Below are 26,973 nucleotides of genomic sequence, written 5' to 3'. Positions count from 1 at the left end.
CCCGGTCGGCACGCGTTCATCTGAATCATTCACCCGGTAGGCCCTTTGCGAGGGTCACCACCTGGAGACGCTACATGACCCAAACCGCCCCCATCGTCGTCGCGGCGCTGTACAAATTCGTCACCCTTTCCGATTACGTCGCGTTGCGCGAGCCGCTGTTGCAAGCCATGGTCGACAACGGCATCAAAGGTACGCTGCTGATCGCCGAAGAGGGTATCAACGGCACGGTCTCCGGCAGCCGCGAGGGCATCGACGGCTTGATGGCCTGGCTGAAGAACGATCCGCGAATGGTCGACATCGACCACAAGGAATCGTACTGCGACGAGCAGCCGTTCTATCGCACCAAGGTCAAACTGAAGAAAGAGATCGTGACCCTGGGCGTGCCGGGCGTTGACCCGAACAAGGCCGTTGGCACCTACGTCGATCCCAAGGACTGGAACGCGCTGATCGCCGACCCCGAAGTGCTGCTCATCGACACGCGCAACGATTACGAAGTGTCCATCGGCACCTTCGAAGGCGCGATCGACCCCAAGACCACTTCATTCCGTGAGTTTCCGGACTACATCAAAGCCCATTTCGATCCGGCGAAGCACAAGAAGGTCGCCATGTTCTGCACCGGCGGCATTCGCTGTGAAAAGGCGTCCAGCTACATGCTCGGCGAAGGCTTCGAGGAGGTCTATCACCTCAAGGGCGGCATTCTCAAATACCTGGAAGAAGTCCCTCAGGAAGAAACCCGCTGGCAGGGCGACTGCTTCGTGTTCGACAATCGCGTCACTGTGCGCCATGACCTGACCGAAGGCGACTACGATCAATGTCATGCCTGCCGCACGCCGATCAGCGCAGAGGACCGTGCCAGCGAGCATTATTCGCCCGGCGTCAGTTGCCCGCATTGCTGGGATTCGCTGAGTGAGAAAACCCGCCGCAGCGCCATCGACCGGCAGAAGCAGATCGACTTGGCGAAAGCACGCAATCAGCCGCACCCGATCGGTCGCAATTATCGCGCGCTTGACGGCCAGGCGACTGAAACCCCAAGCAACGAGGCCTGAACCATGTCCACCCGCCTGCTGTACGTGATGGACCCGATGTGTTCCTGGTGCTGGGGATTTTCTCCGGTGGCCGAAGCATTGGTCGAGCAGGCGGCAGCGGCGGGGGTGCCGTTGCATCTGGTGGTGGGCGGATTGCGCACCGGCAGTGGCGCAGCGCTGGAGCCGGCGACCAAACGCTACATTCTCGAACACTGGCAAGCGGTGCACGAGGCCACGGGCCAGGCTTTCCGTTTTGACGGCGCCTTGCCCGACGGTTTTGTCTACGACACCGCGCCCGCCTGCCGGGCCATCGTTGCGGCGCGCAGCCTGGCGCCGGACGTCGCCTGGCGGCTGGTCAAAGAAATCCAGCAGGCCTTTTACCTTCACGGCCGCGACGTCACCCACGGCTCGGTGCTGGCGGAGCTCGCCGAAAAAGCCGGCTTGCCGCGCATCGAGTTCGCCGAAGCCTTCGACAGTGTCGAGCAGCACACCGCGACCGCGTCGGATTTCTCCTGGGTTCAGGACCTCGGCATTGCCGGGTTTCCGACCCTGCTCGCCGAGAACAACGGCCAACTGGCGTTGCTGACCAACGGCTATCAACCCCTCGATGTCCTCGGGCCGCTGCTCGGTCGCTGGCTGGAGCGCAACGCCAGTGCCTGACGTCCCCGACCTGGAGCATCGCAATCCTGCCGCATCGGCCAATGAACGTCCTGCCGTTGATCGCCTGAACTGGGCGCAGATCCGCCGCCTTGCCCTGCAACACCGAAAATCGCTGTGGGTGGCCAACGGCTTCGCTGTGCTGGCCGTGCTCTGTTCGGTGCCGATTCCTCTATTGCTGCCCCTGCTGGTCGATGAAGTACTGCTGGGCAAAGGCAATTCGGCGCTGATCTTCATGAATCAGTTTTTGCCCGAAAGCTTGCACAAGCCCGTCGGCTATATCGGGCTGATGCTGTTGGCGACACTTTGTCTGCGACTGGGCGCGCTGGTGTTCAACGTCATTCAGGCGCGTCTGTTCGCCGGGCTCGCCAAGGACATCGTCTATCGCATCCGCACGCGGCTGATCGAGCGGCTCAAGCGCATCTCCCTGAGCGAATACGAGAGCCTCGGCACCGGCACGGTCACCGCGCATCTGGTGACGGATCTGGACACCGTTGACAAATTCGTCGGCGAGACGCTGAGCAAGTTTCTCGTGGCGATGCTCACCCTCACGGGGACCGCTGCCATTCTGATGTGGATGCACTGGCAACTGGCGCTGCTGATCCTGCTGTTCAACCCGCTGGTGGTGTTCGCCACGGTCAAGCTCGGCAAGCGTGTCAAACACCTCAAGAAACTGGAAAACGACAGCACCTCTCGCTTCACCCAGGCGCTCACCGAAACCCTCGAATCCATTCAGGAAATCCGTGCCAGTAATCGTCAGGGTTACTTCCTCGGATTGCTCGGCCTGCGCGCCCGGGAAGTGCGCGACTATGCGGTGTCGTCTCAATGGAAAAGCGACGCTTCGGGTCGGGCCAGCGGCTTGCTGTTCCAGTTCGGTATCGACATCTTCCGCGCTGCCGCCATGCTCACGGTGCTGTTCTCCGACCTGTCCATCGGCCACATGCTCGCGGTGTTCAGCTACCTGTGGTTCATGATCGGGCCGGTCGAGCAACTGCTGAATCTGCAGTACGCCTACTACGCGGCCGGCGGCGCACTGACCCGTATCAACGAACTGCTGGCCCGGGCGGACGAGCCTCAGTACCCGGGCCAAACCAATCCATTCGCGGGTCGGCAGACCGTGAGCATCGACGTGCGCGGCTTGAGCTTCGGCTATAACGACGAATTGGTCCTCGATCAACTGGATCTGTCGATCAATCCAGGGGAAAAAGTCGCGATTGTGGGCGCCAGCGGCGGCGGCAAAAGCACGCTGGTGCAATTGCTGCTTGGCCTGTACACCGCCCAGTCCGGGGTCATTCGTTTCGGTGGTTCAAGCGTGCAGGAGATCGGCCTGGACACTGTTCGCGAGAACGTCGCCGTGGTCTTGCAGCATCCGGCGTTGTTCAACGACACCGTCCGTGCCAACCTGCTGATGGGCCGCGAGCAGGACGACAAGGCCTGCTGGCAGGCGCTGGAAATCGCCCAGATGGATGCCACGATACGTGCGCTTCCGCTGGGGCTGGACAGCGTGGTCGGGCGCTCGGGGGTTCGCCTGTCCGGCGGCCAGCGCCAGCGGCTGGCCATCGCGCGCATGGTCCTGGCCGACCCCAGGGTGGTGATTCTCGATGAGGCCACTTCGGCGCTGGACGCTGCCACCGAGTACAACCTGCACCAGGCACTGAACCGTTTTCTCAGTGGCCGTACCACGCTGATCATTGCCCACCGCCTGTCGGCGGTTAAACAGGCGGACCGTGTATTGGTGTTCGATGGCGGTCGTATCGCCGAGGACGGTGACCATCAGCAACTGATTGCGGACGGCGGGCTGTACGCTAGGCTCTACGGACATCTGCAACAAGTGTGAGACAGCCTGTCATGTTGTGGAGGTCCGCGTCGAAATGGCTTATCGCCACTGAGCCACGTCAATTCTTGGGCTATGCTCTGCAGAGCCAATTGCTGGAAATGTGAGAAGCGTCATATTTACGTCTCTCGACCCAATTGGCTGGTTACGTCTTGTAAAAGATGTGAGAGATTGTCTGCCGCATCGTGGAAATTAGCGAAGTCTCTCAGGCTCCAGGAAGGTTGCCTGGCGTGGGGAGACTGAGTATCTGGTAGTGCTGATCAAAGGGACACCATGAAGCAAAAGCGGACTCTCGAGAAGCCTCGTCTTCTGGGCATCGTTTGGCCATTTATCGCCGTCGTGCTGTTACAGGCACTCCTTGGCTGCGTCAGCCTGTACATGATGTCGGCGGTGCGCAGCTACATTGGCGGCGAGAGCCTGTGGTCGAAAGGGCAGAAAGATGCCATCTATTACCTGAACCTCTACGCCAACAGCCGCGACGACATCGATTACCTCAGATACCAGAAAGCGATTGCCATTCCCCAGGGCGGGCATGATTTGCGTCTGGCGATGGATCAACCGGTGCCCGACATCGCCCGCGCCACTGCGGGGATTCTGCAGGGTGGCAACCATCCCGACGATGCGCAGAGCATCATCTGGCTCTACCTGAACTTCCAGCACTTCAGCTACCTGGAAAAGGCCATTGACCTGTGGAAGGTCGGTGACAATTACCTGGTGCAGCTCGATCAAGTCGCCCGCCAGATGCACGCAAGGATCCAGGAAGGCAACGTCAGCAACAGCGATGTCATGGGCTGGCGCCAGCGCATCAGCGCCATCAACGAAGGCGTCACGCCGGCGGCCATGGCCTTCAGCGACGCGCTCGGGGAGGGCTCGCGGGTCATCTTGCGGATTCTGCTGGTGGTCAACCTCGCCACCGCGCTGTTCCTGATCATCCTTGCACTGCTGCGCACCCATAAACTGCTGGAGCAGCGCCATGGTTTTGCGATTGCGCTGCAGATGGAAAAAGAGCGCGCTCAGATCACCCTCGAGTCCATCGGTGACGGCGTCATCACCACCGATGTCGACGGCTCCATCGTTTACATGAACCCTGCCGCCGAGCACATGACTCACTGGAAAAACGAGCAGGCAGCCGGTCTGCCGCTGGCCGCGCTGTTCAGTCTGCTCGACGAGAATGACCAGAAAGACACCTCAACCCTGATCGAGCGCATGCTCAGCGGCAATCTGGGCGGGGGCAGTGAATGCTCAAGATTGATTCAGCGCCTGGACGGCAGCACGGTTTCGGTTGCGCTGGTCGGTTCGCCCATCCGCACCGAAGGCGAGGTCAGTGGCGCGGTGCTGGTGCTGCATGACATGACCCAGGAGCGTCAGTACATCGCCAATCTGTCCTGGCAGGCGACCCACGATGCGCTGACCGGCCTGGCCAACCGCCGCGAGTTCGAATACCGCCTGGAACTGGCCCTCAACGGCCTGGCGGAGCAGCCTGCACGGCACGCGCTGATGTTCCTCGACCTCGATCAATTCAAGCTGGTCAACGACACCAGCGGGCATGCCGCAGGGGATGAACTGCTGCGGCACATTTGTACCCTGCTGCAACAGGGCGTGCGCGAAGGCGACACGCTCGCGCGCCTGGGCGGTGACGAGTTCGGCATCCTTCTGGAACATTGCGCGCCGGAGGCGGCCGAGCGGGTCGCCGAAAGCCTGCGCCAAACCGTGGAAAGCCTGCATTTTGTGTGGAAAGGCCGGCCGTTTGTCACCACCGTCAGCATCGGCCTGGTGCACATCGACGACGTCCCGACCACGCTCGAGACTTCGCTGCGCGCCGCCGACATGGCCTGCTACATGGCCAAGGAAAAAGGCCGCAACCGGGTTCAGGTCTACCACGACGACGACTCCGATCTGTCCACCCGCTTTGGTGAAATGGCCTGGATCCAGCGCCTGCACATGGCCCTCGAGGACAATCGCTTCTGCCTGTATTCCCAGGAAATTGCAGCCCTGGGCCGCAATACCGAGCAAAGCCACGGCCATATCGAGATTCTGTTGCGGCTGCGCGACGAGTCCGGGCGCATGATCCTGCCCGACAGTTTCATCCCCGCTGCCGAGCGCTACGGCATGATGACCACTCTGGATCGCTGGGTTGTGCAGCACGTCTTCATGATCATTGCCGACTGTCTGAAGTCCGGACACGGCAAAGGGCCGATGGCGGTGTGTGCGATCAATCTGTCCGGGACCAGCATCGGCGACGACGCTTTTCTCGAGTATTTGCGACAGCAGTTCCAGATCTACGCAATCCCCCCTGAACTTATCTGTTTTGAAATCACCGAAACCAGTGCGATCGCCAACCTGGGCAGCGCCATTCGGTTCATCAATGAACTTAAAAGTCTGGGATGCCGTTTCTCTCTGGATGACTTCTGTGCAGGCATGTCGTCATTCGCGTACTTGAAGCACTTGCCTGTGGACTTCCTGAAGATTGATGGCAGTTTCGTAAAGGACATGCTCGACGATCCGGTCAACCGGGCGATGGTAGAAGTGATCAACCATATCGGGCACGTAATGGGCAAACAGACGATCGCCGAGTTCGTCGAAAGCCCTCAGATAGAGCAGGCGTTATTGGAAATCGGTGTGGACTACGCTCAGGGGTACGTTATCGAGCGACCGCAATTATTCACCTGCGAATCTCTGCACGCACGGCCCGCGAGGCAGACCCCCCTGTTATTCAGCGCTCCCGGGACTTTTCGCTGAATACACCCTTAAGCCACTCACATAAGGAGCTACACAGTGATCGATATGTTCATTAGAACCGGTCCGCTGATGGATGCCAGCAGTTACCCCGCTTGGGCACAGCAATTGATTGATGATTGCAGTGACGCCAAGGCCAAGGTGGTAGGGCATGAACTTTATCAACGCATGCGTGACGGGCGGCTCAGTTCTAAGACCATGCGCCAGTACTTGATTGGTGGCTGGCCGGTCGTCGAACAGTTCGCGGTCTATATGGCGCACAACCTGACCAAAACCCGATTCGCCCGACACCCGGGTGAAGACATGGCGCGACGATGGTTGATGCGCAACATTCGGGTCGAACTCAACCACGCCGATTACTGGGTCAACTGGAGCGCCGCCCACGGGGTGACCCTGGAAGACCTGCAGGCCCAGCGCGTACCGTCTGAACTTCACGCGTTGAATCACTGGTGCTGGCACAGCTGTTCGTCTGATTCGCTGGTGGTGGCCATCGCGGCGACCAACTACGCCATCGAAGGCGCCACCGGTGAATGGTCGGCCGTTGTCTGCTCCCAGGACACTTACGCGGATATGTTCCCTTCGGAGACACGAAAGCGTGCGATGAAGTGGCTGAAGATGCATGCGCAGTACGACGACTCCCACCCCTGGGAAGCGCTGGAAATCATTTGCACCCTGGCCGGCAACAACCCCAGCGAACAATTGCAGAGCGACCTGCGAATGGCGATCTGCAAGAGTTACGAGTACATGTTCCTGTTCCTTGAGCGGTGCATGACGATGGAGCGATCGCAGGAAGGTAACGGCCCTGTCCGCGAGCACCGGGTCGCAGAGCGCGCCTGATCGTTCAGCCCGCCATTTCCAGGCGGTTGCGGCCCTTGCGCTTGGCGGCATAAAGGGCCGTGTCAGCACGGCGCAACATGCTGTCGGACGATTCGCCCGGCAGCAGCGTAGAGCAACCAAGGCTGACCGTCAGGTCCACAGCCCGTCCCTTTACCGGATAAGTGAGTTGCAGCGCGGCGCTGCGCAGGCGTTCGCCCACCAGGGCGGCTGATTCACGGCTGGTGTTAGTCAGCACGATGAGAAACTCCTCACCGCCAAACCTGAACACCTGATCGATGTTGCGCAGGCGATCCTTGACCACGTTGGTCAGGGCCCGCAGCACTTCATCGCCCGTGGCGTGGCCGTGGGTGTCGTTGATGCCTTTGAAGTGGTCGATGTCGAGCATCAGCACCGACAGCGGTTGCTGCTGACGGCGTGCGATGTCGAATTCGCGAACCAGCGACTGTTCCATGGCAATCCGGTTGCCGGCACCGGTCAGCGGGTCACGCAGCGCACTCAGGCTGGCGTGGCGGTACAGCAGGGCATTGCGCAGGGGATACAGCAGGCTCGACAGCGACGACTCGAGTTGCTCCAGCTCATGCTCGGCAAAACGGTGATCGCGCTGGAACGACAGCTCGCCCAACTGCTCGCCTTCATGGGTCATGCTGTAGGTGGCGTTATGTCGGGCCTGTTCGCCCAGTTCCAGGCGCAGATCGGTGGGCAGATGTTTATAGCTGAGGGCATTCAGCGGGATGAGCTGCTGAACACTCTGGAAAAGCATCGACAGGATCTTGTCCGCTTCGAGACTGGTCTGCAGTTGCAGATCGAGCTGACGCCTGAGCTGTTCGTAATCGAGGGCAGGCCGGGCGAGGCTGTGCTGCGGCGCGAAACCATGGCGTTGCAACCGGACGCTGTCGAAATCAATGGCATTGGTGGTGGTTGGAAAACTCATGGTTCCGCTCCTTCGCCTCTACGGGCTTGAAATGGAGAGAGCGAAACTCGTGCCAAGTCGACTGCCTGCGGTAAACGTATTGTCAATCAATAAGTTGCGGCGGATGGTGACAGGTTCGATACCTTTTCGCGCCTTGGATTTGACTAACGTATCGGATCCAACAGCATCGCGATACAGAGCATGACGGAAAACTGCCGAGTGGAGGGTGCCCGGAGCGGTCAGATATTCATTTGAGGGAACGCACTGTTCAGTGCGCTCGCCTTTTATGAGCCAACGCTGAAGGATCTGCAGGGTTCAGCGGGTCTGGGCATCCAGTGCCTGTCCGTTGATGCCTTTGCTGTCCGGGCCCATCAGGTACAGGTACACCGGCATGATCTCTTCCGGCGTCGGGTTGTTGGTCGGATCCTCCGCCGGGTACGCCTGGGCGCGCATGTCGGTGCGGGTTGCGCCCGGATTGATACTGTTGGCGCGCAGCGACCCAAGTCCGTCGATTTCATCGGCCAGCGTCTGCATTAGCCCTTCGGTGGCGAACTTGGACACGCCATAGGCGCCCCAGTACGCGCGGCCTTTGCGCCCGACGCTGCTGGAAGTGAAGGCAATGGATGCGTCACCCGACAGCTTGAGCAGCGGCAGCAACGCGGTGGTCAGCATAAAAGTGGCGTTGACGTTGACGTGCATCACCTGCATGAACTGCTCACCGGTGAGCTGTTCGACCGGTGTGCGCGGGCCAATGATGGAGGCGTTGTGCAATACGCCGTCAAGGCGGCCGAACTCGGCTTCGATCATCGCGGCGAGCTCGTCGTACTGACGGGGCAGGGCGGTCTCTAGATCGAACGGGATGACCACGGGCTGCGGATGCCCGGCGGCTTCGATTTCGTCATACAACGCGCTCAGGTTCGCTTCGGTCCGGCCCAGCAGCAAGACGGTCGCGCCATGGGCAGCGTAGGTTCTCGCGGCAGCGGCGCCAATCCCACGGCCGGCGCCGGTGACCAGAATGACCCGGTCCTTGAGCAGATCGGGGCGGGCGGAGTAATTGAACATGGCGGCTCCTTTGCAATTTCTAAATGGGCGCAGTGCAGGATTTGGTTGCGGACTGTCGCCTCAGCAACTGCACAACGCATCATCCAAGACCCGGCGCAGCTCCAGCGGGTGATTCACCACCACGTCCGCGCCCCAGTGATCGGGATTGTCTTGAGGATGGATGTAGCCGTAGCGCACGGCAGCGGTTTTGGTGCCGGCGTCGCGACCGGATTCGATGTCACGCAGGTCATCGCCCACGAACAGCACACTGGCGGGGTCCAGATCGAGCATCTTGCAGGCCAGCAAAAGTGGCTCGGGATCGGGTTTGCTCTTGGTCACGTGGTCCGGGCAGATCAGCACCGCGGAACGCTCCGATAAACCCAGTTGCTCCATGATCGGCCGAGCGAAGCGCACCGGTTTGTTGGTCACCACGCCCCATATCAGGTTGGCTTTTTCGATATCGGCCAGCAACTCGGCCATGCCATCGAACAGCGTGCTGTGCACCGCGCAATCGGTCTGATAGCGCTCCAGAAATTCCAGGCGCAGTGCCTCGAACTCAGGCGCTTCGGGGGACATCGCGAACGCCGCCGAGACCATGGCCCTGGCACCGCCGGAGATCTGGTCGCGAACCAGTTTGTCGTCCACCCGGGGCAGGCCGCGCTCGGCCAGCATTGCCTGGCAGATCGCGATGAAGTCCGGCGCGGTGTCGAGCAGCGTGCCGTCCATGTCGAAGAGAACTGCCCTCAAGCGCATGGCTCAGACCCCTCGCAGTGTCTGGATCATGTAATTGACGTCGACGTCGGACGCCAGCTTGTAGTGCTTGGTCAGCGGGTTGTAGGTCAGGCCGGTGATGTCCTTGACCTGCAGCCCGGCATCACGGCTCCACGCGCCCAGCTCGGAAGGGCGGATGAATTTCTTGAAGTCATGGGTGCCGCGGGGCAGCAGGTTCATGATGTATTCGGCGCCGATGATGGCGAACAGGTACGCCTTGGGATTCCGGTTGATGGTGGAGAAAAACACCTGACCGCCCGGCTTGACCATCTGGTAGCAGGCACGGATCACCGACGACGGGTCCGGGACGTGCTCCAGCATTTCCAGGCAGGTCACCACATCGAACTGCTCGGGCATTTCTTCGGCCAGGGCCTCGGCGGTGATCTGCCGGTATTCCACGCTCACGCCGGATTCCAGTTGGTGCAGTCGTGCCACGGCCAGCGGCGCTTCGCCCATGTCGATGCCGGTCACGGTAGCGCCGCGCAAGGCCATGGCCTCGCTCAGAATGCCGCCGCCGCAGCCGACGTCGAGTACCTTCTTGCCAGCCAGATTCACGCGTTCGTCAATCCAGTTCACCCGCAGCGGATTGATCTCGTGAAGCGGCTTGAACTCGCTGTTGCGGTCCCACCAGCGATGGGCGAGGGCCTCGAATTTGGCGATTTCGGCGTGGTCGACGTTGCTCATGTGTGATCCTCTAAAACTTGAATTCGGTGTCCGGCCACGGTATCTGACCGTGGCGGCGCTCAATGGGTCAGGCTTTATCTGCCGCGATGCGGTTGCCCCAGGCTTTGGCGGTTCGGGTCAGCGCTTCTTCGTCCATGCGGGTCAGGCGTTTGTCTTGCAGCAACTGCTTGCCGGCGACCCAGACGTGAGTCACGCAATCGCGACCCGTGGCATAAATAAGTTGTGACACCGGGTCGTAGACGGGCTGTTGCGCGAGCCCCGAGAGGTCGAACGCGACCATGTCGGCGGCCTTGCCGATCTGCAGCGAGCCGGTGTGATCGTCGATGCCCAGGGCGCGGGCGCCGTTAAGTGTGGCCATGCGCAGTGCACGGTGGGCGTCCAGCGCGGTGGCCGAGCCGGCAACGGCTTTCGCCAGCAGTGCAGCGGTGCGGGTTTCGCCGAGCAGGTCCAGGTCGTTGTTGCTGGCCGCGCCATCCGTGCCGATGGCGACGTTGACCCCGGCCTGCCAGAGGCGCTCGACCGGGCAGAAGCCGCTGGCCAGTTTCAGATTCGATTCGGGGCAGTGAATGACGCTGGAGTTGCTTTCGACCAGCATCGCGAGGTCGTCATCGCTGATCTGGGTCATGTGCACCGCCTGGAAACGCGGGCCCAGCAGGCCCAGGCGATGGAGTCGCGCAAGCGGACGTTCCTGACGTTGCTGAACGGCTTCGTGCACTTCAAAGGCGGTTTCGTGAACGTGCATCTGGATCATTGCGTCCAGCTCATCGGCGATGACCCGGATCTTCTCCAGGTTCTCGTCGCTGACGGTATAAGGCGCGTGGGGCCCCATGGCGATCTTGATGCGGTCATGGTGGGCAAGATCGTTGAACAGCTCGATGCCGATGTGCAGGGATTCGTCGCTGTTGCGCGCACCGGGTATCGGGAAGTCCAGCACCGGCACGGTGATCTGTGCGCGAATGCCACTGTTGTGCACCCGCTCGCAGGCGACCTTGGGAAAGAAATACATGTCGGAGAAGCAGGTGATCCCGCCCTTCAACTGTTCGGCGATAGCCAGATCGGTGCCGTCGCGGACGAAATCCTCATCGACCCATTTCGCCTCGGCCGGCCAGATATGATCCTGCAGCCAGGTCATCAGCGGCAGATCGTCCGCCAGCCCGCGGAACAGCGTCATCGCCGCATGGCCATGGGCGTTGATCAGCCCGGGGCTGAGCAGCATGCCCGGCAACTCGCGCACTTCGATGGCTGGCTGGCGCAGGGCCTCGGCGCGCGGGCCGATGTAAACGATCAGGCCATCGCGAATGCCGATCCCGTGCTGTTGCAACACAACGCCGGCAGGTTCGACCGGTACCAGCCAGTCCGGCAGCAACAACAGGTCGAGCGGGGCAGCGGAATGGGGCATGGGGCGGGCATCCAATGGCTTATTACAGGGACGGCGAAGTATACCCGAGCGTCTTCGCAGGCGGCTCGCTATAATCGGCGGCTTTTTAAGGTGCTGGCGATTTGCTTCTTTGCACCGTCGCTGTGGCGGCAGGCTTTTCAAAAATTCATCAAGTGGGGTGTGCAATGCGCGATCGATTACTGGCTGCTGAGAAGGTAAAGGCCATCGATTGGCGGGACGGCACGTTGTATCTGCTGGATCAGCGGGTCTTGCCCTTCGAAGAAACCTGGCATCCCTACACCAGCGCTGAAGGGGTGGCCGAAGCCATTCGCACGATGGTGGTACGCGGCGCGCCGGCCATTGGCATCAGTGCGGCTTACGGCATCGTCCTGGCAGTCATTGATCGTCTGGCCGAAGGCGGCGACTGGCAAATGGCTCTGGAAGAAGACTTCGACCTGCTGGCCAATTCCCGGCCCACAGCGGTCAACCTGTTCTGGGCGCTGAACCGCATGCGCGAGCGTCTGTATCGCCTCAAGGATCACGAAGATCCGCTGACGGTCATGGAAGCCGAAGCCGTGGCCATTCACTTGAGCGACCGCGAAGCCAACCTGACCATGGCGCAACTGGGTGCCGAGCTGATCCGCAAGCACCAGGGCAATCTGCAGACCGTGCTGACCCACTGCAACACCGGTGCACTGGCCACCGGCGGGTTTGGTACCGCCCTCGGCGTCATCCGCGCGGCTCACCTGGAAGGGATGATCGAGCGCGTGTACGCCGACGAAACCCGTCCCTGGCTGCAGGGCTCGCGCCTGACGGCATGGGAGCTGGTTAACGAAGGGATTCCGGTTACCCTCAACGCCGACTCCGCGGCCGCGCACCTGATGAAAACCAAAGGCATCACCTGGGTCATCGTCGGCGCCGACCGCATTACCGCCAACGGCGACGTCGCCAACAAGATCGGTACTTACCAGCTGGCGGTAGCGGCGATGCACCACGGCGTGCGCTTCATGGTGGTGGCGCCGAGCTCGACCATCGACATGAATCTCGCCAGTGGCGACGACATTCCCATTGAAGAGCGCGACGGCCGTGAACTGCTGGAAGTCGGCGGCAAGCGCGTGGGTGCCGAGGTCGACGCCTTCAACCCGGTGTTCGACGTGACGCCTGCCGATCTGATCGACGCCATCGTCACCGAGAAGGGCATCGTCGAGCGACCCGATACGGCGAAAATGGCCCTGCTGATGTGCCGCAAACGCCTGCATTGATCACCCCGCAGCCGATAATGCCATTCGTCGTCAAACGCGCTATCGGGCTCTGTGAGCGCTTCTCAGGCGTCTGCTGGCGAAACGGCGTGTTCGCGGCACCTGCAAACACTTCGTGCCTGACGGCGATTGTGGTACCATTCGGCGGTTTCCAAAGGGGCGCATGGCGACCCTTATGACTGCGCATATTCATGGCATAACTCGCTGATTTGTCGTAAGTCGTTGCCTGACAATCGTCGGCAGCGGCAAGCCTTGTTCATCCCGGATGGCTGAGCGAGGTTTCACCAGAAAAAGGAATCAGGCTTCTCATGGGCGAACTGGCCAAAGAAATCCTCCCGGTCAATATCGAAGACGAGCTGAAGCAGTCCTACCTCGACTACGCGATGAGCGTCATCGTCGGACGAGCTCTGCCCGATGCGCGCGACGGCTTGAAGCCCGTGCACCGGCGGGTACTGTTCGCGATGAGCGAACTGGGTAACGACTGGAACAAGCCGTACAAGAAATCCGCCCGTGTGGTCGGTGACGTTATCGGTAAGTACCACCCGCATGGCGACACCGCGGTCTACGACACCATTGTTCGTATGGCCCAACCCTTTTCCCTGCGCTACCTGCTGGTAGACGGCCAGGGCAACTTCGGTTCGGTGGACGGCGACAACGCGGCCGCCATGCGATACACCGAAGTGCGCATGACCAAGCTGGCCCACGAGCTGCTGGCCGACCTGCACAAGGAAACCGTGGACTGGGTGCCGAACTACGACGGCACCGAACAGATCCCTGCGGTCATGCCGACCCGTATTCCCAACCTGCTCGTCAACGGCTCGAGCGGCATCGCCGTGGGCATGGCAACCAACATTCCGCCGCACAACCTCGGTGAAGTCATCGACGGCTGTCTGGCGCTCATCGACAACGGCGACCTCACCGTCGACGAGTTGATGCAGTACATCCCCGGCCCAGACTTTCCGACTGCCGCGATCATCAATGGTCGTGCCGGCATCGTCGAAGCCTACAAGACCGGACGTGGCCGCATCTATATGCGCGCCCGCTCCATGGTCGAAGACATCGACAAAGTCGGTGGTCGCCAGCAGATCGTCATCACCGAACTGCCGTACCAGCTGAACAAGGCGCGTCTGATCGAGAAGATCGCCGAGCTGGTCAAAGAGAAGAAGCTTGAAGGCATCACTGAACTGCGCGACGAGTCCGACAAGGACGGCATGCGCGTGGTCATCGAGCTGCGTCGCGGCGAAGTGCCCGAGGTCATCCTCAACAATCTCTACGCCCAGACCCAGCTGCAAAGCGTCTTCGGCATCAACATCGTTGCGCTGATCGACGGCCGCCCACGCATCCTGAACCTCAAGGACCTGCTGGAAGCCTTCATCCGTCACCGTCGCGAAGTCGTTACCCGTCGCACCGTGTTCGAACTGCGCAAGGCCCGCGAGCGTGGTCACATCCTCGAAGGTCAGGCCGTTGCCCTGTCGAACATCGATCCGGTCATCGCCCTCATCAAAGCCTCGCCGACCCCGGCTGAAGCCAAAGAAGGCCTGATCAGCACGCCGTGGGAATCCAGCGCCGTGGTCGAGATGGTCGAGCGCGCAGGCGCCGAATCGTCCCGCCCGGAAAACCTCGATCCTCAGTACGGCATGCGTGACGGCAAGTATTTCCTGTCGCCGGAACAGGCTCAGGCGATCCTTGAACTGCGTCTGCACCGCCTGACCGGTCTGGAACACGAGAAGCTGCTGACCGAGTACCAGGAAATCCTGACTCAGATCGGCGAGCTGCTGCGCATCCTCAACAGCGCCACGCGCCTGATGGAAGTCATCCGCGAAGAACTCGAGCTGATCCGCGCCGAGTACGGCGATGTGCGTCGCACCGAGATCCTCGATGCGCGCCTGGATTTGACCCTTGGCGACATGATCCCGGAAGAAGAGCGCGTCGTGACCATCTCCCACGGTGGCTACGCCAAGACTCAACCGCTGGCCGTTTATCAGGCCCAGCGTCGCGGCGGCAAAGGCAAATCGGCCACCGGCGTTAAGGATGAGGACTACATCGCTCACCTGCTGGTCGCCAATAGCCACACCACGCTGCTGATGTTCTCCAGCAAAGGCAAGGTGTACTGGCTCAAGACCTACGAGATCCCGGAAGCGTCCCGCGCTGCCCGTGGCCGTCCACTGGTCAACCTGTTGCCGCTGAGCGAAGGTGAGTACATCACGACCATGCTGCCGGTCGATCTCGAAGCCATGCGCAAGCGTGCCGACGAAGAAGAAGCCGAAGGCGTGGACGCCGAGGCCGAAGACCTCGAAAACAGCAACGAGACCGAAGAACAGCGCAAGGCGCGCATCAAGGCCGCCGACAAGAAGAAGGCGCCGTTCATCTTCATGTCGACCGCCAACGGTACCGTCAAGAAGACCCCGCTGGTGGCGTTCAGTCGTCAACGCAGCGTCGGCCTGATTGCGCTGGAGCTGGACGAAGGCGACATCCTGATTTCGGCGGCTGTCACCGATGGCGAGCAGGAAATCATGCTGTTCTCCGACGGCGGCAAGGTCACCCGCTTCAAGGAATCCGATGTGCGCGCCATGGGCCGTACGGCTCGCGGTGTGCGCGGCATGCGTCTACCGGAAGGTCAGAAACTGATTTCCATGTTGATCCCGGAGCAGGGCAGCCAGATCCTCACTGCTTCGGAGCGTGGCTACGGCAAGCGTACCGCGATCACCGAATTCCCTGAGTACAAGCGTGGCGGTCAGGGCGTTATCGCCATGGTCAGCAACGAGCGCAACGGCCGCCTGGTCGGCGCGGTTCAGGTGCAGGAAGGCGAGGAAATCATGCTGATTTCCGACCAGGGCACGCTGGTGCGTACCCGTGTTGGCGAAGTCTCGAGTCTGGGCCGTAACACCCAGGGCGTGACCCTGATCAAGCTGGCCAAGGACGAGAAACTGGTCGGTCTGGAGCGTGTTCAGGAGCCATCGGAAGTCGAGGGCGAAGAGCTGGAAGGCGAAGCGTTCGAGGGAGAAGAGGTTAATGGTGACGTGACTGGCGCCGTCGACACCGACGAGTCCGCTGACGATGTGCAAGCGGATCCCGCGGCTGACGAAGAAGAGCCTCAGGAGTAACGCTGGAAAGGGGGCTGGTGATCCGGCCCCTTTCCTGGAATGACGGGACAGATGTTGTCAGGCAGGGCGCTTTCGTGACCGTCGCAAGCTCCGGTTGCTCCCACAGTCGATCTCGGTGACCGAGTGCATAACCTCTGTGGGAGCCATCGGAGGTAACGACAGTCGCGATTCGGTTCCTCTGACACGATGCCGTCCCTGTTCCGCACTTCCCCGCATTTCACCCGTTCCAAATTAATTCAGTGACACGACGAGAGTGGATATGAGCAAGCGAGCCTTTAACTTCTGCGCAGGTCCTGCCGCGCTCCCTGAAGCTGTTCTGCTGCGTGCCCAGGCCGAACTCCTGGACTGGCATGGCAAAGGCCTGTCCGTCATGGAAATGAGCCATCGCAGCGACGAGTTCGTCTCCATCGCCACCAAGGCGGAGCAGGATTTTCGCGACCTGCTGTCCATCCCCTCTAACTACAAAGTGCTGTTTCTTCAAGGCGGCGGCAGCCAGCAATTCGCTCAGGTTCCATTGAACCTGCTGCCGGAAAACGGCACGGCCGACTACATCGACACCGGCATTTGGTCGCAGAAAGCCATTGAAGAAGCATCTCGCTACGGCAACATCAATGTGGCCGCCAGCGCAAAACCCGCCGATTACTTCGCCATTCCCGGCCAGAGTGAGTGGAAGCTGTCGAAAGACGCGGCCTACGTTCACTACGTCCCCAACGAGACCATTGGCGGTCTGCAATTCAACTGGATTCCGGAAACCGGCGACGTGCCGCTGGTCGCCGACATGTCTTCGGACATCCTCTCGCGCCCTCTCGACGTCTCGCGTTTCGGCATGATCTTCGCGGGCGCCCAGAAGAACATCGGCCCGAGCGGCATTGTCGTGGCGATCATCCGCGAGGACCTGCTGGGTCGCGCGCGTTCCCTGTGCCCGACGATGCTCAACTACAAGGTCGCGGCCGACAACGGCTCCATGTACAACACGCCGCCAACGCTGGCCTGGTACTTGTCCGGCCTGGTCTTCGAATGGCTGAAAGAGCAGGGCGGCGTCGAGGCCATGGCCACGCGCAATGAACTCAAGCAGCGCACGCTGTATGACTTCATCGACGCCAGCGGCCTGTACAGCAACCCGATCAACCCGTCCGACCGCTCGTGGATGAACGTGCCGTTCCGTCTGGCCGATGATCGCCTGGACAAGCCGTTCCTCGCGGGTGCCGAAGCGCGCAACCTGCTCAACCTCAAAGGCCACCGCTCGGTCGGTGGCATGCGCGCGTCCATCTACAATGCCATCGACCTCAGTGCGGTCAACGCCCTGACCACGTACATGGCAGCGTTCGAGAAGGAACACGGCTAATGTCTGAACAAGAGCTCAAGGCCCTGCGGGTCCGCATCGACAGCCTGGACGAAAAGGTCCTGGAACTGATCAGCGAGCGCGCCCGCTGCGCCCAGGAAGTGGCGCGGGTGAAGATGGCCGACCTGCCGGCAGGCGAGGTTCCGGTGTTTTATCGCCCAGAGCGTGAAGCTGCAGTGCTCAGGCGTGTCATGGATCGTAACCGTGGCCCGTTGAGCAACGAAGAGATGGCGCGCCTGTTCCGCGAAATCATGTCCTCGTGCCTGGCGCTGGAGCAGCCGCTCAAGGTCGCTTATCTCGGCCCTGAAGGCACGTTTACCCAGGCTGCCGCGCTGAAGCATTTCGGCCACGCGGTGATCAGCAAACCGATGGCAGCCATCGATGAAGTGTTCCGTGAAGTGGCCGCCGGTGCGGTGAATTTCGGCGTCGTCCCGGTGGAGAACTCCACCGAAGGTGCGGTCAACCACACGCTGGACAGCTTCCTTGAGCACGACATGGTCATCTGCGGCGAAGTCGAGCTGCGCATTCACCATCATCTGCTGGTGGGCGAAAGCACCAAGACCGACAGCATCAGCCGCATTTATTCCCACGCCCAGTCCCTGGCGCAATGCCGCAAGTGGCTGGACGCGCACTACCCGAACGTGGAGCGTGTCGCTGTTGCCAGCAACGCCGATGCGGCCAAACGGGTCAAGGGCGAGTGGAACTCGGCAGCGATTGCCGGTGATATGGCGGCGGGCCTTTATGGTCTGACGCGAATTGCCGAGAAGATCGAAGACCGTCCGGACAACTCCACGCGTTTCCTCATGATCGGCAATCAGGAAGTGCCGCCGACCGGCGACGACAAGACGTCGATCATCGTGTCGATGAGCAACAAGCCGGGTGCGCTGCATGAACTGCTGGTGCCTTTCCACGAGAACGGCATCGACCTGACGCGCATCGAGACGCGTCCCTCGCGAAGCGGTAAGTGGACCTACGTGTTCTTCATCGATTTCGTCGGCCACCACCGCGACCCGCTGATCAAGGCCGTTCTCGAACAGATCAGCCAGGAAGCCGTGGCGCTCAAGGTGTTGGGTTCCTATCCGAAAGCAGTGCTTTGATCCTGCGTCCGGACTTGTAGCCCTACGGGTTTCACTGAAGAGGTAAAGCGGTACATGAGTGGCGACTTCCTCGCGCTGGCACAGCCCGGCGTGCAAAAACTATCGCCTTACGTTCCCGGCAAGCCGGTGGACGAACTGGCGCGTGAGCTGGATATCGATCCGGCGCGCATCATCAAGCTGGCGAGCAACGAAAACCCGATGGGCGCCAGCCCCAAGGCGTTGAAGGCGATCAAAGACGCACTGGCGGAATTGACCCGCTACCCCGATGGCAACGGTTTCGAGCTCAAGCAACGGCTGTCGCAGGCTTGCGGCGTGCAGCCCGAGCAAGTGACGCTGGGCAACGGCTCCAATGACATTCTGGAAATCGTCGCCCGTGCCTATCTGGCGCCGGGGCTCAATGCAGTGTTCAGCGAACATGCGTTCGCGATCTATCCGATCGTCACCCAAGCCGTGGGCGCCACTGCTCACGTCGCCAGGGCAAAGGATTGGGGGCACGACCTGCCGGCCATGCTCGCCGCCATCGACAGCAATACCCGGGTCGTCTTCATCGCCAACCCGAACAACCCCACCGGGACCTGGTTCGGGCCAGGCGCCTTGGCGGATTTCCTCGCACAGGTGCCTCAGGACGTGCTGGTTGTGCTGGACGAGGCCTACATTGAATACGCCGAAGGCGCCGATCTGCCTGACGGGCTCAACTTCCTGAGTGCCTATCCAAACCTGCTGGTGTCGCGGACGTTCTCCAAGGCCTATGGCCTGGCGTCGCTGCGGGTCGGCTATGCGTTGTCCTCGAAGGTTGTCGCCGACGTGCTGAACCGCGTGCGTCAGCCGTTCAACGTCAACAGCCTCGCGCTGGCCGCCGCCTGCGCTGCGCTGGATGACGCTGACTATGTTGCGCGAAGCCGTCAGCTCAATGAAGCCGGCATGCAGCAGCTCGAGGAAGGGCTTGCCCAGATGGGTCTGAACTGGATTCCCTCCAAAGCCAACTTCATCGCCGTTGACCTGGGCCGCGAGGCCGCGTCGGTTTACGACGGGCTGTTGCGCGAAGGCGTGATCGTTCGCCCGATCGGTGGTTACGGCATGCCCGATCACCTGCGGGTGAGCATCGGTCTGCCGGGCGAAAACAGTCGTTTTCTCGAGGCGTTGAGCAAGGTTCTGGCGCGTGGTTGATGTCACGTCGCTGCAACCCGCTGCGCCTATGATCGGCCGCCTGGTGGTGGTCGGCCTTGGATTGATCGGAGGATCGTTCGCCAAAGGTTTGAAGGAAAGTGGCCTGTGCCGCGAAGTCGTGGGCGTCGATCTCGACCCGCAATCGCGCACGCTTGCCGTGGAACTGGGCGTGGTGGATCGCTGTGAAGACAATCTCGCTGCCGCCTGCGTGGGGGCCGACGTCATTCAGTTGGCCGTGCCGATCCTGGCCATGGAAAAACTCCTCGGCGTGCTGGCTGGGCTGGACCTGGGCAATGCCGTGCTGACCGACGTCGGCAGCGCCAAGGGCAATGTGGTCCGCGCAGCGCGTGAAGCGTTCGGCGTAATGCCGGCGCGCTTCGTGCCCGGCCATCCGATTGCCGGCTCCGAGCAGAGCGGGGTGGAAGCCTCCAACGCCGAGCTGTTCAAACGGCACAAAGTCATCCTCACGCCCCTGGCCGAAACCGATCCCTCGGCACTGGCGCTGGTCGACCGTATCTGGTCGGCTTTGGGCGCGGATGTCGAGCACATGCAGGTCGAGCGCCACGATGAAGTGCTGGCGGCGACCAGCCATCTGCCGCACCTTCTGGCGTTCGGTCTGGTGGATTCGCTGGCCAAACGCAACGAAAACCTCGACATCTTCCGTTATGCGGCGGGCGGCTTTCGCGACTTCACGCGCATCGCCGGCAGTGATCCGGTGATGTGGCATGACATCTTCCTGGCGAACCGCGAGGCGGTGCTGCGCACCCTCGACACTTTCCGCAGCGACCTTGATGCGTTGCGTGATGCCGTGGACGCAGGCGATGGACATCAATTGCTCGGCGTGTTCACCCGCGCACGGGTCGCCCGTGAGCATTTCGGCAAGATCCTCGCCCGTCGTGCATACGTTGAAAAAGCAGCGTGCGACGAACTGACGTTTATTGCGAAGCCTGGCGGCGTTGTCCGAGGGCGGGTTCGCGTGCCGGGTGACAAGTCGATTTCCCACCGGGCGATCATGCTCGGGTCCCTGGCCCAAGGCACTAGCGTTGTCGAAGGTTTTCTCGAAAGTGAAGACGCGCTGGCGACGCTGCAGGCGTTCCGCGACATGGGCGTGGTCATCGAAGGGCCGCACCACGGTCGAGTGACGATTCACGGCGTCGGGCTCAACGGGCTTAAACCTGCGCCGGGGCCTCTTTATCTCGGTAGCTCGGGCACGTCGATGCGTCTGCTCTGTGGCGTGTTGGCTGCGCAGCGCTTTGACAGCGTGCTGACCGGCGACGCCTCGCTGTCCCGGCGATCGATGACGAGTGTCGTCGAGCCGCTGCGCCAGATGGGCGCGGTGATCGAAACCGCAGAAGACGGCCGGCCGCCGCTGACCCTTCGCGGCGGGCAGGGTCTTAAGGCTATCCGCTACGACATGCCGTTGCCCAGCGCTCAGGTGAAATCCGCGCTGTTGCTCGCCGGTCTTTACGCAAATGGCACAACGATGGTGCATGAGGCAGCGCCGACCCGGGACCACACCGAGCGCATGCTTAAAGGGTTCGGACATTCGGTTTCCGCTCATGACGCGATGGTGACACTGCAGTCAGGGATTGAGCTCAAGGCCGCACCCATCGAAGTGCCCGCCGATATCTCCTCGGCAGCGTTTTTCCTGGTGGCTGCGTCCATCGCTGAGGGCTCCGATCTAATTCTCGAAGGCGTGGGTATCAACCCGACGCGATCGGGCGTTATCGATATCCTGCGGTTGATGGGCGCGGACATCACGCTGCACAACCCACGCGACGCGGGCGGTGAGCCGGTGGCTGATCTGCACGTGCGCCATGCTCCGCTCAGGGGTATGGACATCCCCGAGGCGCTTGTGCCGCTGGCCATGGACGAGTTTCCGGCGCTCTTCATCGCTGCCGCGTGCGCCGAAGGGCGGACGGTGCTTCAGGGCGCTGGGGCCTTGCGCGCCAGGGAATCCGACCGCCTTCTCGCCATGGCCGACGGTCTGGCTACGCTCGGCATAAACGTTGAATCGACCGCAGATGGCATCATTATTGATGGTGGAACCGTCAGCGGTGGTGAAATCGATGCGCAGGGTGATCACCGCATCGCCATGGCATTCAGTATCGCGTCGCTGCGCGCGGCCAGCCCGATCCACATCCGGGACTGCGCCAATGTGGCGACTTCATTTCCCAGTTTCCTGACGCTGTGTGCTCAGGTGGGTATTCGTGTAACGCAAGAGGGGCAATCGTGAAAGTTCAAGCTCCGGTCATTACGATCGACGGACCCAGCGGTTCAGGGAAGGGCACGGTGGCCGGCAAGCTGGCCAAACGTCTGGGCTGGTCCCTGCTGGATTCCGGTGCGCTGTATCGGCTGTTGGCCTTCGCGGCCGTCAACCATGGCGTCGACCTGACCAATGAGGAAGCATTGAAGCTGTTGGCTGCGCATCTGGACGTGCAGTTCATGGCAGCGACCGACGACCATGGTCAGCGCATTATTCTGGAAGGGGAGGACGTGACGCTGGCCATCCGCAATGAGCATGTCGGCAGTGGCGCATCGCAGGTGGCGTCGTTGCCGGCGGTTCGCGAGGCACTGCTGCAGCGCCAGCGGGCGTTTCAGGAGTTTCCGGGCCTGATCGCCGACGGCCGCGACATGGGCACGGTGGTCTTTCCTGGCGCGCCATTGAAGATTTTTCTGACGGCCAGCGTCGACGAGCGTGCCCGTCGGCGATATTTGCAGTTGAAGGCCAAGGGTGACGATGTTAGTCTGCCGAGTCTGCTAGATGAGATCCGTGTCCGCGACGAGCGCGACACCCAGCGAGCGGTAGCCCCGCTCAAGCCGGCGCATGACGCCATTCAGCTGGATTCCACCGAATTGTCCATCGAGCAGGTGCTTGAACGCATCCTGAGTGAAGTCGCACTCCGCGATCTCGCCGGATGACCAGAAAGCCATGTGGGAGACCAGTCATAGTCCCGCAGGCTTTCTTTCATATGAACGAAACCCACGTTGTCTGGAGCGTGGCAGATGGGCGTATTCTTCGCCCTTATCAACAGGAATTAAAATGAGCGAAAGCTTTGCTGAACTTTTCGAAGAAAGCCTAAAGACTCTTAACCTTCAGGCCGGTTCGATCATCACCGCGATCATCGTCGATATCGATTACCAGGCTGGTTGGGTCACCGTTCACGCTGGTCTGAAGTCCGAAGGCCTCATCCCGCTGGAGCAGTTCCACAACGATGCTGGCGAGCTGACCATCAAGATCGGCGATGAAGTCCACGTTGCGCTGGACGCGGTCGAAGACGGCTTTGGCGAAACCAAGCTGTCCCGCGAAAAAGCCAAGCGTGCCGAGTGCTGGATCGTTCTGGAAGCGGCTTTCGCAGCTGAGGAAGTGGTCAAGGGCGTTATCAACGGTAAGGTTAAAGGCGGCTTCACAGTCGACGTTAACGGCATCCGTGCGTTCCTGCCAGGTTCTCTGGTTGACGTCCGTCCAGTGCGCGACACCACGCACCTGGAAGGCAAAGAGCTGGAATTCAAGGTCATCAAGCTGGACCAGAAGCGCAACAACGTTGTCGTTTCCCGTCGCAGTGTCCTGGAAGCCGAAAACAGCGCCGAGCGCGAAGCTCTGCTGGAATCGCTGCAGGAAGGCCAGCAGGTCAAGGGTATCGTCAAGAACCTCACCGATTACGGCGCATTCGTCGATCTGGGTGGCGTCGATGGCCTGCTGCACATCACCGACATGGCCTGGAAGCGTATCAAGCATCCATCGGAAATCGTCAACGTTGGCGATGAGATCGATGTGAAGGTCCTGAAGTACGATCGCGAGCGCAATCGTGTTTCCCTGGGTCTGAAGCAACTGGGTGAAGATCCATGGGTTGCTATCAAGGCTCGTTACCCGGAAGGCACTCGCGTTACCGCGCGTGTTACCAACCTGACCGACTACGGCTGCTTCGCAGAGCTGGAAGAAGGCGTGGAAGGCCTGGTACACGTTTCCGAAATGGACTGGACCAACAAGAACATCCACCCGTCCAAAGTCGTTCAGGTTGGCGACGAAGTGGAAGTCATGGTTCTGGACATCGACGAAGAGCGTCGTCGTATCTCCCTCGGCATCAAACAGTGCAAATCTAACCCGTGGGAAGATTTCTCTGGCCAGTTCAACAAGGGCGACAAGATCTCCGGCACCATCAAGTCGATCACCGATTTCGGTATCTTCATTGGTCTGGACGGCGGCATCGACGGCCTGGTTCACCTGTCCGACATTTCCTGGAACGAAGTGGGCGAAGAAGCCGTACGTCGTTTCAAGAAGGGCGACGAGCTTGACACCGTGATCCTGTCGGTTGATCCAGAGCGTGAGCGCATCTCGCTGGGTATCAAGCAGCTGGAAAGCGATCCGTTCTCCGAGTACGTCACTGTCAATGACAAAGGCGCTATCGTTCGCGGTATCGTTAAAGAAGTTGACGCCAAAGGCGCCATCATCACTCTGGCCGACGACATCGAAGCGACCCTCAAAGCCTCCGAAATCAGCCGTGACCGCGTTGAAGACGCGCGTAACGTTCTGAAAGAAGGCGAAGAGATCGAAGCCAAGATCATCAGCGTTGACCGCAAGAGCCGCGTGATCAGCTTGTCCATCAAGTCGAAAGACGTTGAAGACGAGAAAGAAGCGATTCAGAGCCTGCGTAGCAAGCCTGAAACCGCTGAAAGCACTGGTCCTACCACTCTGGGTGACCTGCTGCGTGCTCAAATGGAAAAACAGAACTGAGTTCTGTCTGACCATTGAAAAAGGGCGACTTCGGTCGCCCTTTTTTGTGGGCGGGTATTTTTGCGGCGCCTTCGGCCAATGCCCTGTTGACAATCTTCAAGCCCGGCTCATTTAAGTCTGGACATACTCTGTTCAAATGCTTCAGGTCATGCTAAAACCTTCCAAGCGCTTTACCTAGCTGCTTGAAAAAGAAGGGAAAAATATGACGAAGTCGGAGTTGATCGAACGAATTGTCACCCATCAAGGCTTGCTCTCATCCAAAGATGTGGAGCTGGCCATCAAGACCATGCTTGAGCAGATGTCGCAGTGCCTTGCGACGGGCGACCGTATTGAAATACGCGGCTTCGGCAGCTTTTCCCTGCACTATCGCGCGCCTCGTGTAGGCCGTAACCCAAAGACAGGTCAGTCTGTCAGCCTCGACGGCAAGTTCGTTCCTCACTTCAAGCCAGGCAAAGAGCTCCGCGACCGGGTGAACGAAGAAGAGGAGCATGAGCTCCAATAGCTCTTTGAGGGGTTCTCATGCGAAATGTGAAGCGTCTGATCTTTTTGGTTATCGCCCTGTTGATCGCAGCGGCGATCGTCGTGTTTGTGCTGGAAAACCAGCAGGCTGTTGCGCTGGTATTCTTTGGCTGGAATGCGCCCGAGCTGCCTGTCGCCGTGCCGGTGATCTTTGCACTGCTGGTGGGCATGTTGATAGGCCCGCTCCTGGTTTCCGTCGCGCGTCTGCGCAGGAAGCCCAAAGCGTCACGTCTGCCCTGATAGAATCCCCGCGCGCCAGACACCTCAACGCTTGCGTTGAAGATAATTACAAGCGCACCTATAACTAATCTCCTTTTTCAATGCCTAACCCACGCCTCAAGCTTTCAGGCGCGAGGGTTGCGTGCAGTTCGCCATTCGAGCTGCTTCTACTGAACAGAGGAACCTTCGGGTTTTTTTCGTCGCATAGGTTTTTACACATGAATTCCGACTATCCCGCTCTTCAGACTCGCTGTTTCAAGGCTTACGACATCCGTGGCCAGGTGCCCAATGACCTTGACGACGACATCGCGTACCGCATCGGGCGGTCCATGGTGGTTGAACTGGGTGCCAAAAATATCGTGGTGGGCCGAGACATGCGTCTTGAAAGCCCGGCCTTGGCTCAAGCGTTGATCAAAGGCATTCAGGAAGCCGGCGCGGATGTCATCGACATTGGTCTGTGCGGCACTGAAGAAGTCTACTTCGCCACCAGTCACTACGAAGCAGACGGCGGCGTGATGGTCACGGCCAGTCATAACCCGAAGGGTTATAACGGTATGAAGCTGGTCCAGAAGTCGTCCCGTCCCATCAGCGGTGACACCGGCCTTGATGCCATCCGCCAGCGCGTCGATGCGGGCGATTTCGGTCAGGTTGCCGCTCAGCACGGTAGCGTTGAGTCCAAGCCGGACAAGACTGCCTACATTCAGCACCTGCTGACCTACGTCAAAGACGCCGATCTTCGTCCACTGAAGATCCTCGCTGACCCGGGCAATGGCGCTGTCGGTCCAGCCCTCGAAGCGATCCGCTCCCAGCTGCCGTTCGAGTGGGTAATCATCAACGCTGAGCCGGACGGCAACTTCCCTAACGGCGTGCCGAACCCGCTGCTACCGGAAAACCGCAGCATCACCCGCGACGCGCTGCTCAAGCACGGTTGCGACCTAGGCCTGGCCTGGGACGGCGATTTCGATCGCTGCTTCTTCTTTGACGAGCAAGGCCGTTTTGTCGAGGGTTACTACCTGGTGGGCCTGCTGGCAGAGATGCTGCTCAAGCAACACCCGGGCTCGAAAATCATTCACGACCCGCGCCTGACCTGGAACACCATCGATCAGGTCGAGCAGGCAGGCGGTACGCCGGTGCTGTGCAAAACCGGCCACGCGTTCATCAAGGAGCGCATGCGCCTGGAAGACGCCGTGTATGGCGGCGAGATGAGTGCTCACCACTACTTCCGCGATTTTGCCTACTGCGACAGCGGCATGATCCCGTGGCTGCTGGTCGCTGCACTGATGTCCGTCTCCGGCAAGAAGTTCTCGCAGCTGGTCGATGAGCGCATGGCGGCCTACCCGTGCAGTGGCGAAATCAACTACAAGGTCGACGACGTCAAATCCATCATCGCCAAGATCCTGGAGCACTACACGCCGTCTTGCTCGAACATCGACAGGACCGACGGCATCAGCCTCGAGTTCGCCGAATGGCGCTTCAACCTGCGTGGCTCGAACACTGAGCCCTTGCTGCGTCTGAACGTCGAGAGCCGTCGTGATCCAGCCCTGGTAGAAGCCAAGGTCAAAGAGATCGAAGCGCTGATCAACGGCAAGTGATGCACTGGGCGCGCGGTTCTGCTGACTGAATGGCAGGGCCGTGAGCCAATCGTCTACAATGGCGCC

The 26,973-nt window shown here is 60.6% G+C and carries 21 protein-coding genes; 16 read left to right on the top strand and 5 right to left on the bottom strand.

The window, feature by feature from the left end; genetic code table 11:
• Positions 1 to 74 precede the first annotated feature (74 nt).
• From trhO to BMY98_RS16345, 5 genes are all read left to right on the top strand, one after another.
• Positions 75 to 1,046 (top strand): oxygen-dependent tRNA uridine(34) hydroxylase TrhO, encoded by a 972-nt coding sequence (gene trhO, locus BMY98_RS16365; RefSeq protein WP_074890912.1) that lies wholly within the window; start codon positions 75 to 77, stop codon positions 1,044 to 1,046.
• Positions 1,047 to 1,082: 36 nt separating this feature from the next.
• On the top strand, positions 1,083 to 1,685 hold the full coding sequence (locus tag BMY98_RS16360; RefSeq protein WP_175514177.1) for a DsbA family protein: 603 nt from the start codon (positions 1,083 to 1,085) through the stop codon (positions 1,683 to 1,685).
• Positions 1,633 to 3,519: an ABC transporter ATP-binding protein gene (locus BMY98_RS16355; protein WP_083398805.1), complete on the top strand. Its 1,887-nt coding sequence runs from the start codon at positions 1,633 to 1,635 to the stop codon at positions 3,517 to 3,519. The genes BMY98_RS16360 and BMY98_RS16355 overlap by 53 nt, the downstream gene beginning before the upstream one ends.
• 270 nt (positions 3,520 to 3,789) lie before the next feature.
• Positions 3,790 to 6,255, top strand: a complete 2,466-nt coding sequence (locus BMY98_RS16350) for an EAL domain-containing protein (RefSeq protein WP_074890908.1) — start codon at positions 3,790 to 3,792, stop codon at positions 6,253 to 6,255.
• 36 nt (positions 6,256 to 6,291) lie between these two features.
• Positions 6,292 to 7,089: an iron-containing redox enzyme family protein gene (locus tag BMY98_RS16345; RefSeq protein WP_074890906.1), complete on the top strand. Its 798-nt coding sequence runs from the start codon at positions 6,292 to 6,294 to the stop codon at positions 7,087 to 7,089.
• A gap of 4 nt (positions 7,090 to 7,093) precedes the next feature.
• Here BMY98_RS16345 and BMY98_RS16340 read toward each other — a convergent pair whose 3' ends face one another.
• From BMY98_RS16340 to BMY98_RS16320, 5 genes are all read right to left on the bottom strand, one after another.
• The gene (locus tag BMY98_RS16340) at positions 7,094 to 8,020 is read right to left on the bottom strand and encodes a GGDEF domain-containing protein (RefSeq protein ID WP_074890904.1); all 927 of its coding nucleotides are present in this window, start codon (positions 8,018 to 8,020) and stop codon (positions 7,094 to 7,096) included.
• 294 nt (positions 8,021 to 8,314) lie between these two features.
• Positions 8,315 to 9,061, bottom strand: a complete 747-nt coding sequence (locus tag BMY98_RS16335) for a YciK family oxidoreductase (RefSeq protein WP_074890903.1) — start codon at positions 9,059 to 9,061, stop codon at positions 8,315 to 8,317.
• A 60-nt stretch (positions 9,062 to 9,121) separates the two neighbouring features.
• Positions 9,122 to 9,793 (bottom strand): N-acetylmuramic acid 6-phosphate phosphatase MupP, encoded by a 672-nt coding sequence (gene mupP / locus BMY98_RS16330; protein ID WP_074890901.1) that lies wholly within the window; start codon positions 9,791 to 9,793, stop codon positions 9,122 to 9,124.
• 3 nt (positions 9,794 to 9,796) lie between these two features.
• The gene (gene ubiG / locus BMY98_RS16325; protein ID WP_074890900.1) at positions 9,797 to 10,495 is read right to left on the bottom strand and encodes a bifunctional 2-polyprenyl-6-hydroxyphenol methylase/3-demethylubiquinol 3-O-methyltransferase UbiG; all 699 of its coding nucleotides are present in this window, start codon (positions 10,493 to 10,495) and stop codon (positions 9,797 to 9,799) included.
• Between the two features lie 67 nt (positions 10,496 to 10,562).
• Positions 10,563 to 11,894 (bottom strand): TRZ/ATZ family hydrolase, encoded by a 1,332-nt coding sequence (locus BMY98_RS16320; protein ID WP_074890898.1) that lies wholly within the window; start codon positions 11,892 to 11,894, stop codon positions 10,563 to 10,565.
• Positions 11,895 to 12,058: 164 nt separating this feature from the next.
• Between BMY98_RS16320 and mtnA the strand changes: the two genes are divergently transcribed.
• From mtnA to BMY98_RS16265, 11 genes are all read left to right on the top strand, one after another.
• Complete coding sequence (mtnA, locus tag BMY98_RS16315) at positions 12,059 to 13,135, top strand: S-methyl-5-thioribose-1-phosphate isomerase (RefSeq protein WP_074890897.1); 1,077 nt, start codon at positions 12,059 to 12,061, stop codon at positions 13,133 to 13,135.
• A gap of 305 nt (positions 13,136 to 13,440) precedes the next feature.
• Complete coding sequence (gene gyrA, locus BMY98_RS16310) at positions 13,441 to 16,236, top strand: DNA gyrase subunit A (protein WP_074890895.1); 2,796 nt, start codon at positions 13,441 to 13,443, stop codon at positions 16,234 to 16,236.
• Between the two features lie 259 nt (positions 16,237 to 16,495).
• Positions 16,496 to 17,581, top strand: a complete 1,086-nt coding sequence (gene serC, locus BMY98_RS16305) for a 3-phosphoserine/phosphohydroxythreonine transaminase (protein ID WP_074890894.1) — start codon at positions 16,496 to 16,498, stop codon at positions 17,579 to 17,581.
• Positions 17,581 to 18,675, top strand: a complete 1,095-nt coding sequence (gene pheA / locus BMY98_RS16300; protein ID WP_074890892.1) for a prephenate dehydratase — start codon at positions 17,581 to 17,583, stop codon at positions 18,673 to 18,675. The genes serC and pheA overlap by 1 nt, the downstream gene beginning before the upstream one ends.
• A 54-nt stretch (positions 18,676 to 18,729) precedes the next feature.
• Entirely contained in the window at positions 18,730 to 19,842 is a 1,113-nt protein-coding gene (gene hisC / locus BMY98_RS16295) for a histidinol-phosphate transaminase (RefSeq protein ID WP_074890890.1), read from the top strand.
• Positions 19,843 to 19,870: 28 nt separating this feature from the next.
• Positions 19,871 to 22,078 carry a bifunctional prephenate dehydrogenase/3-phosphoshikimate 1-carboxyvinyltransferase gene (locus BMY98_RS16290; RefSeq protein ID WP_245760080.1) on the top strand — a complete coding sequence of 736 codons (2,208 nt, stop codon included), beginning with the start codon at positions 19,871 to 19,873 and terminating at the stop codon, positions 22,076 to 22,078.
• Entirely contained in the window at positions 22,075 to 22,764 is a 690-nt protein-coding gene (cmk, locus tag BMY98_RS16285) for a (d)CMP kinase (RefSeq protein WP_074890887.1), read from the top strand. Before BMY98_RS16290 ends, cmk begins: the two co-directional genes overlap by 4 nt.
• Positions 22,765 to 22,885: 121 nt before the next feature.
• Positions 22,886 to 24,577: a 30S ribosomal protein S1 gene (gene rpsA, locus BMY98_RS16280; RefSeq protein WP_065992985.1), complete on the top strand. Its 1,692-nt coding sequence runs from the start codon at positions 22,886 to 22,888 to the stop codon at positions 24,575 to 24,577.
• A gap of 202 nt (positions 24,578 to 24,779) precedes the next feature.
• On the top strand, positions 24,780 to 25,079 hold the full coding sequence (gene ihfB / locus BMY98_RS16275) for an integration host factor subunit beta (RefSeq protein ID WP_037011901.1): 300 nt from the start codon (positions 24,780 to 24,782) through the stop codon (positions 25,077 to 25,079).
• A 17-nt stretch (positions 25,080 to 25,096) separates the two neighbouring features.
• A complete protein-coding gene (locus BMY98_RS16270; protein WP_074890886.1) occupies positions 25,097 to 25,336 on the top strand; it encodes a lipopolysaccharide assembly protein LapA domain-containing protein in 240 nt (79 codons plus the stop codon).
• A 197-nt stretch (positions 25,337 to 25,533) separates the two neighbouring features.
• The gene (locus BMY98_RS16265; RefSeq protein WP_074890884.1) at positions 25,534 to 26,907 is read left to right on the top strand and encodes a phosphohexomutase domain-containing protein; all 1,374 of its coding nucleotides are present in this window, start codon (positions 25,534 to 25,536) and stop codon (positions 26,905 to 26,907) included.
• The last annotated feature ends 66 nt before the right edge of the window (positions 26,908 to 26,973 follow it).

The sequence above is a fragment of the Pseudomonas graminis genome, assembly GCF_900111735.1.
GTDB classification, from domain to species: Bacteria; Pseudomonadota; Gammaproteobacteria; order Pseudomonadales; family Pseudomonadaceae; genus Aquipseudomonas; species Aquipseudomonas graminis.
Note: the sequence above shows the minus strand (reverse complement) of the source record. Positions and strands in the feature narration are given on the sequence as shown.

Bases quoted from the DNA above. Each gene is read 5' to 3' on its own strand.
- BMY98_RS16350 (WP_074890908.1), top strand. From the start codon at position 3,790: ATGAAGCAAAAGCGGACTCTCGAGAAGCCTCGTCTTCTGGGCATCGTT.
- BMY98_RS16265 (WP_074890884.1), top strand. From the start codon at position 25,534: ATGAATTCCGACTATCCCGCTCTTCAGACTCGCTGTTTCAAGGCTTAC.
- ubiG (WP_074890900.1), bottom strand. From the start codon at position 10,495: ATGAGCAACGTCGACCACGCCGAAATCGCCAAATTCGAGGCCCTCGCC.
- BMY98_RS16340 (WP_074890904.1), bottom strand. From the start codon at position 8,020: ATGAGTTTTCCAACCACCACCAATGCCATTGATTTCGACAGCGTCCGG.
- trhO (WP_074890912.1), top strand. From the start codon at position 75: ATGACCCAAACCGCCCCCATCGTCGTCGCGGCGCTGTACAAATTCGTC.
- ihfB (WP_037011901.1), top strand. From the start codon at position 24,780: ATGACGAAGTCGGAGTTGATCGAACGAATTGTCACCCATCAAGGCTTG.
- BMY98_RS16360 (WP_175514177.1), top strand. From the start codon at position 1,083: ATGTGTTCCTGGTGCTGGGGATTTTCTCCGGTGGCCGAAGCATTGGTC.
- BMY98_RS16355 (WP_083398805.1), top strand. From the start codon at position 1,633: ATGTCCTCGGGCCGCTGCTCGGTCGCTGGCTGGAGCGCAACGCCAGTG.
- pheA (WP_074890892.1), top strand. From the start codon at position 17,581: ATGTCTGAACAAGAGCTCAAGGCCCTGCGGGTCCGCATCGACAGCCTG.
- mtnA (WP_074890897.1), top strand. From the start codon at position 12,059: ATGCGCGATCGATTACTGGCTGCTGAGAAGGTAAAGGCCATCGATTGG.
- hisC (WP_074890890.1), top strand. From the start codon at position 18,730: ATGAGTGGCGACTTCCTCGCGCTGGCACAGCCCGGCGTGCAAAAACTA.
- gyrA (WP_074890895.1), top strand. From the start codon at position 13,441: ATGGGCGAACTGGCCAAAGAAATCCTCCCGGTCAATATCGAAGACGAG.
- BMY98_RS16335 (WP_074890903.1), bottom strand. From the start codon at position 9,061: ATGTTCAATTACTCCGCCCGCCCCGATCTGCTCAAGGACCGGGTCATT.
- BMY98_RS16320 (WP_074890898.1), bottom strand. From the start codon at position 11,894: ATGCCCCATTCCGCTGCCCCGCTCGACCTGTTGTTGCTGCCGGACTGG.
- serC (WP_074890894.1), top strand. From the start codon at position 16,496: ATGAGCAAGCGAGCCTTTAACTTCTGCGCAGGTCCTGCCGCGCTCCCT.
- mupP (WP_074890901.1), bottom strand. From the start codon at position 9,793: ATGCGCTTGAGGGCAGTTCTCTTCGACATGGACGGCACGCTGCTCGAC.
- rpsA (WP_065992985.1), top strand. From the start codon at position 22,886: ATGAGCGAAAGCTTTGCTGAACTTTTCGAAGAAAGCCTAAAGACTCTT.
- BMY98_RS16290 (WP_245760080.1), top strand. From the start codon at position 19,871: ATGATCGGCCGCCTGGTGGTGGTCGGCCTTGGATTGATCGGAGGATCG.
- BMY98_RS16270 (WP_074890886.1), top strand. From the start codon at position 25,097: ATGCGAAATGTGAAGCGTCTGATCTTTTTGGTTATCGCCCTGTTGATC.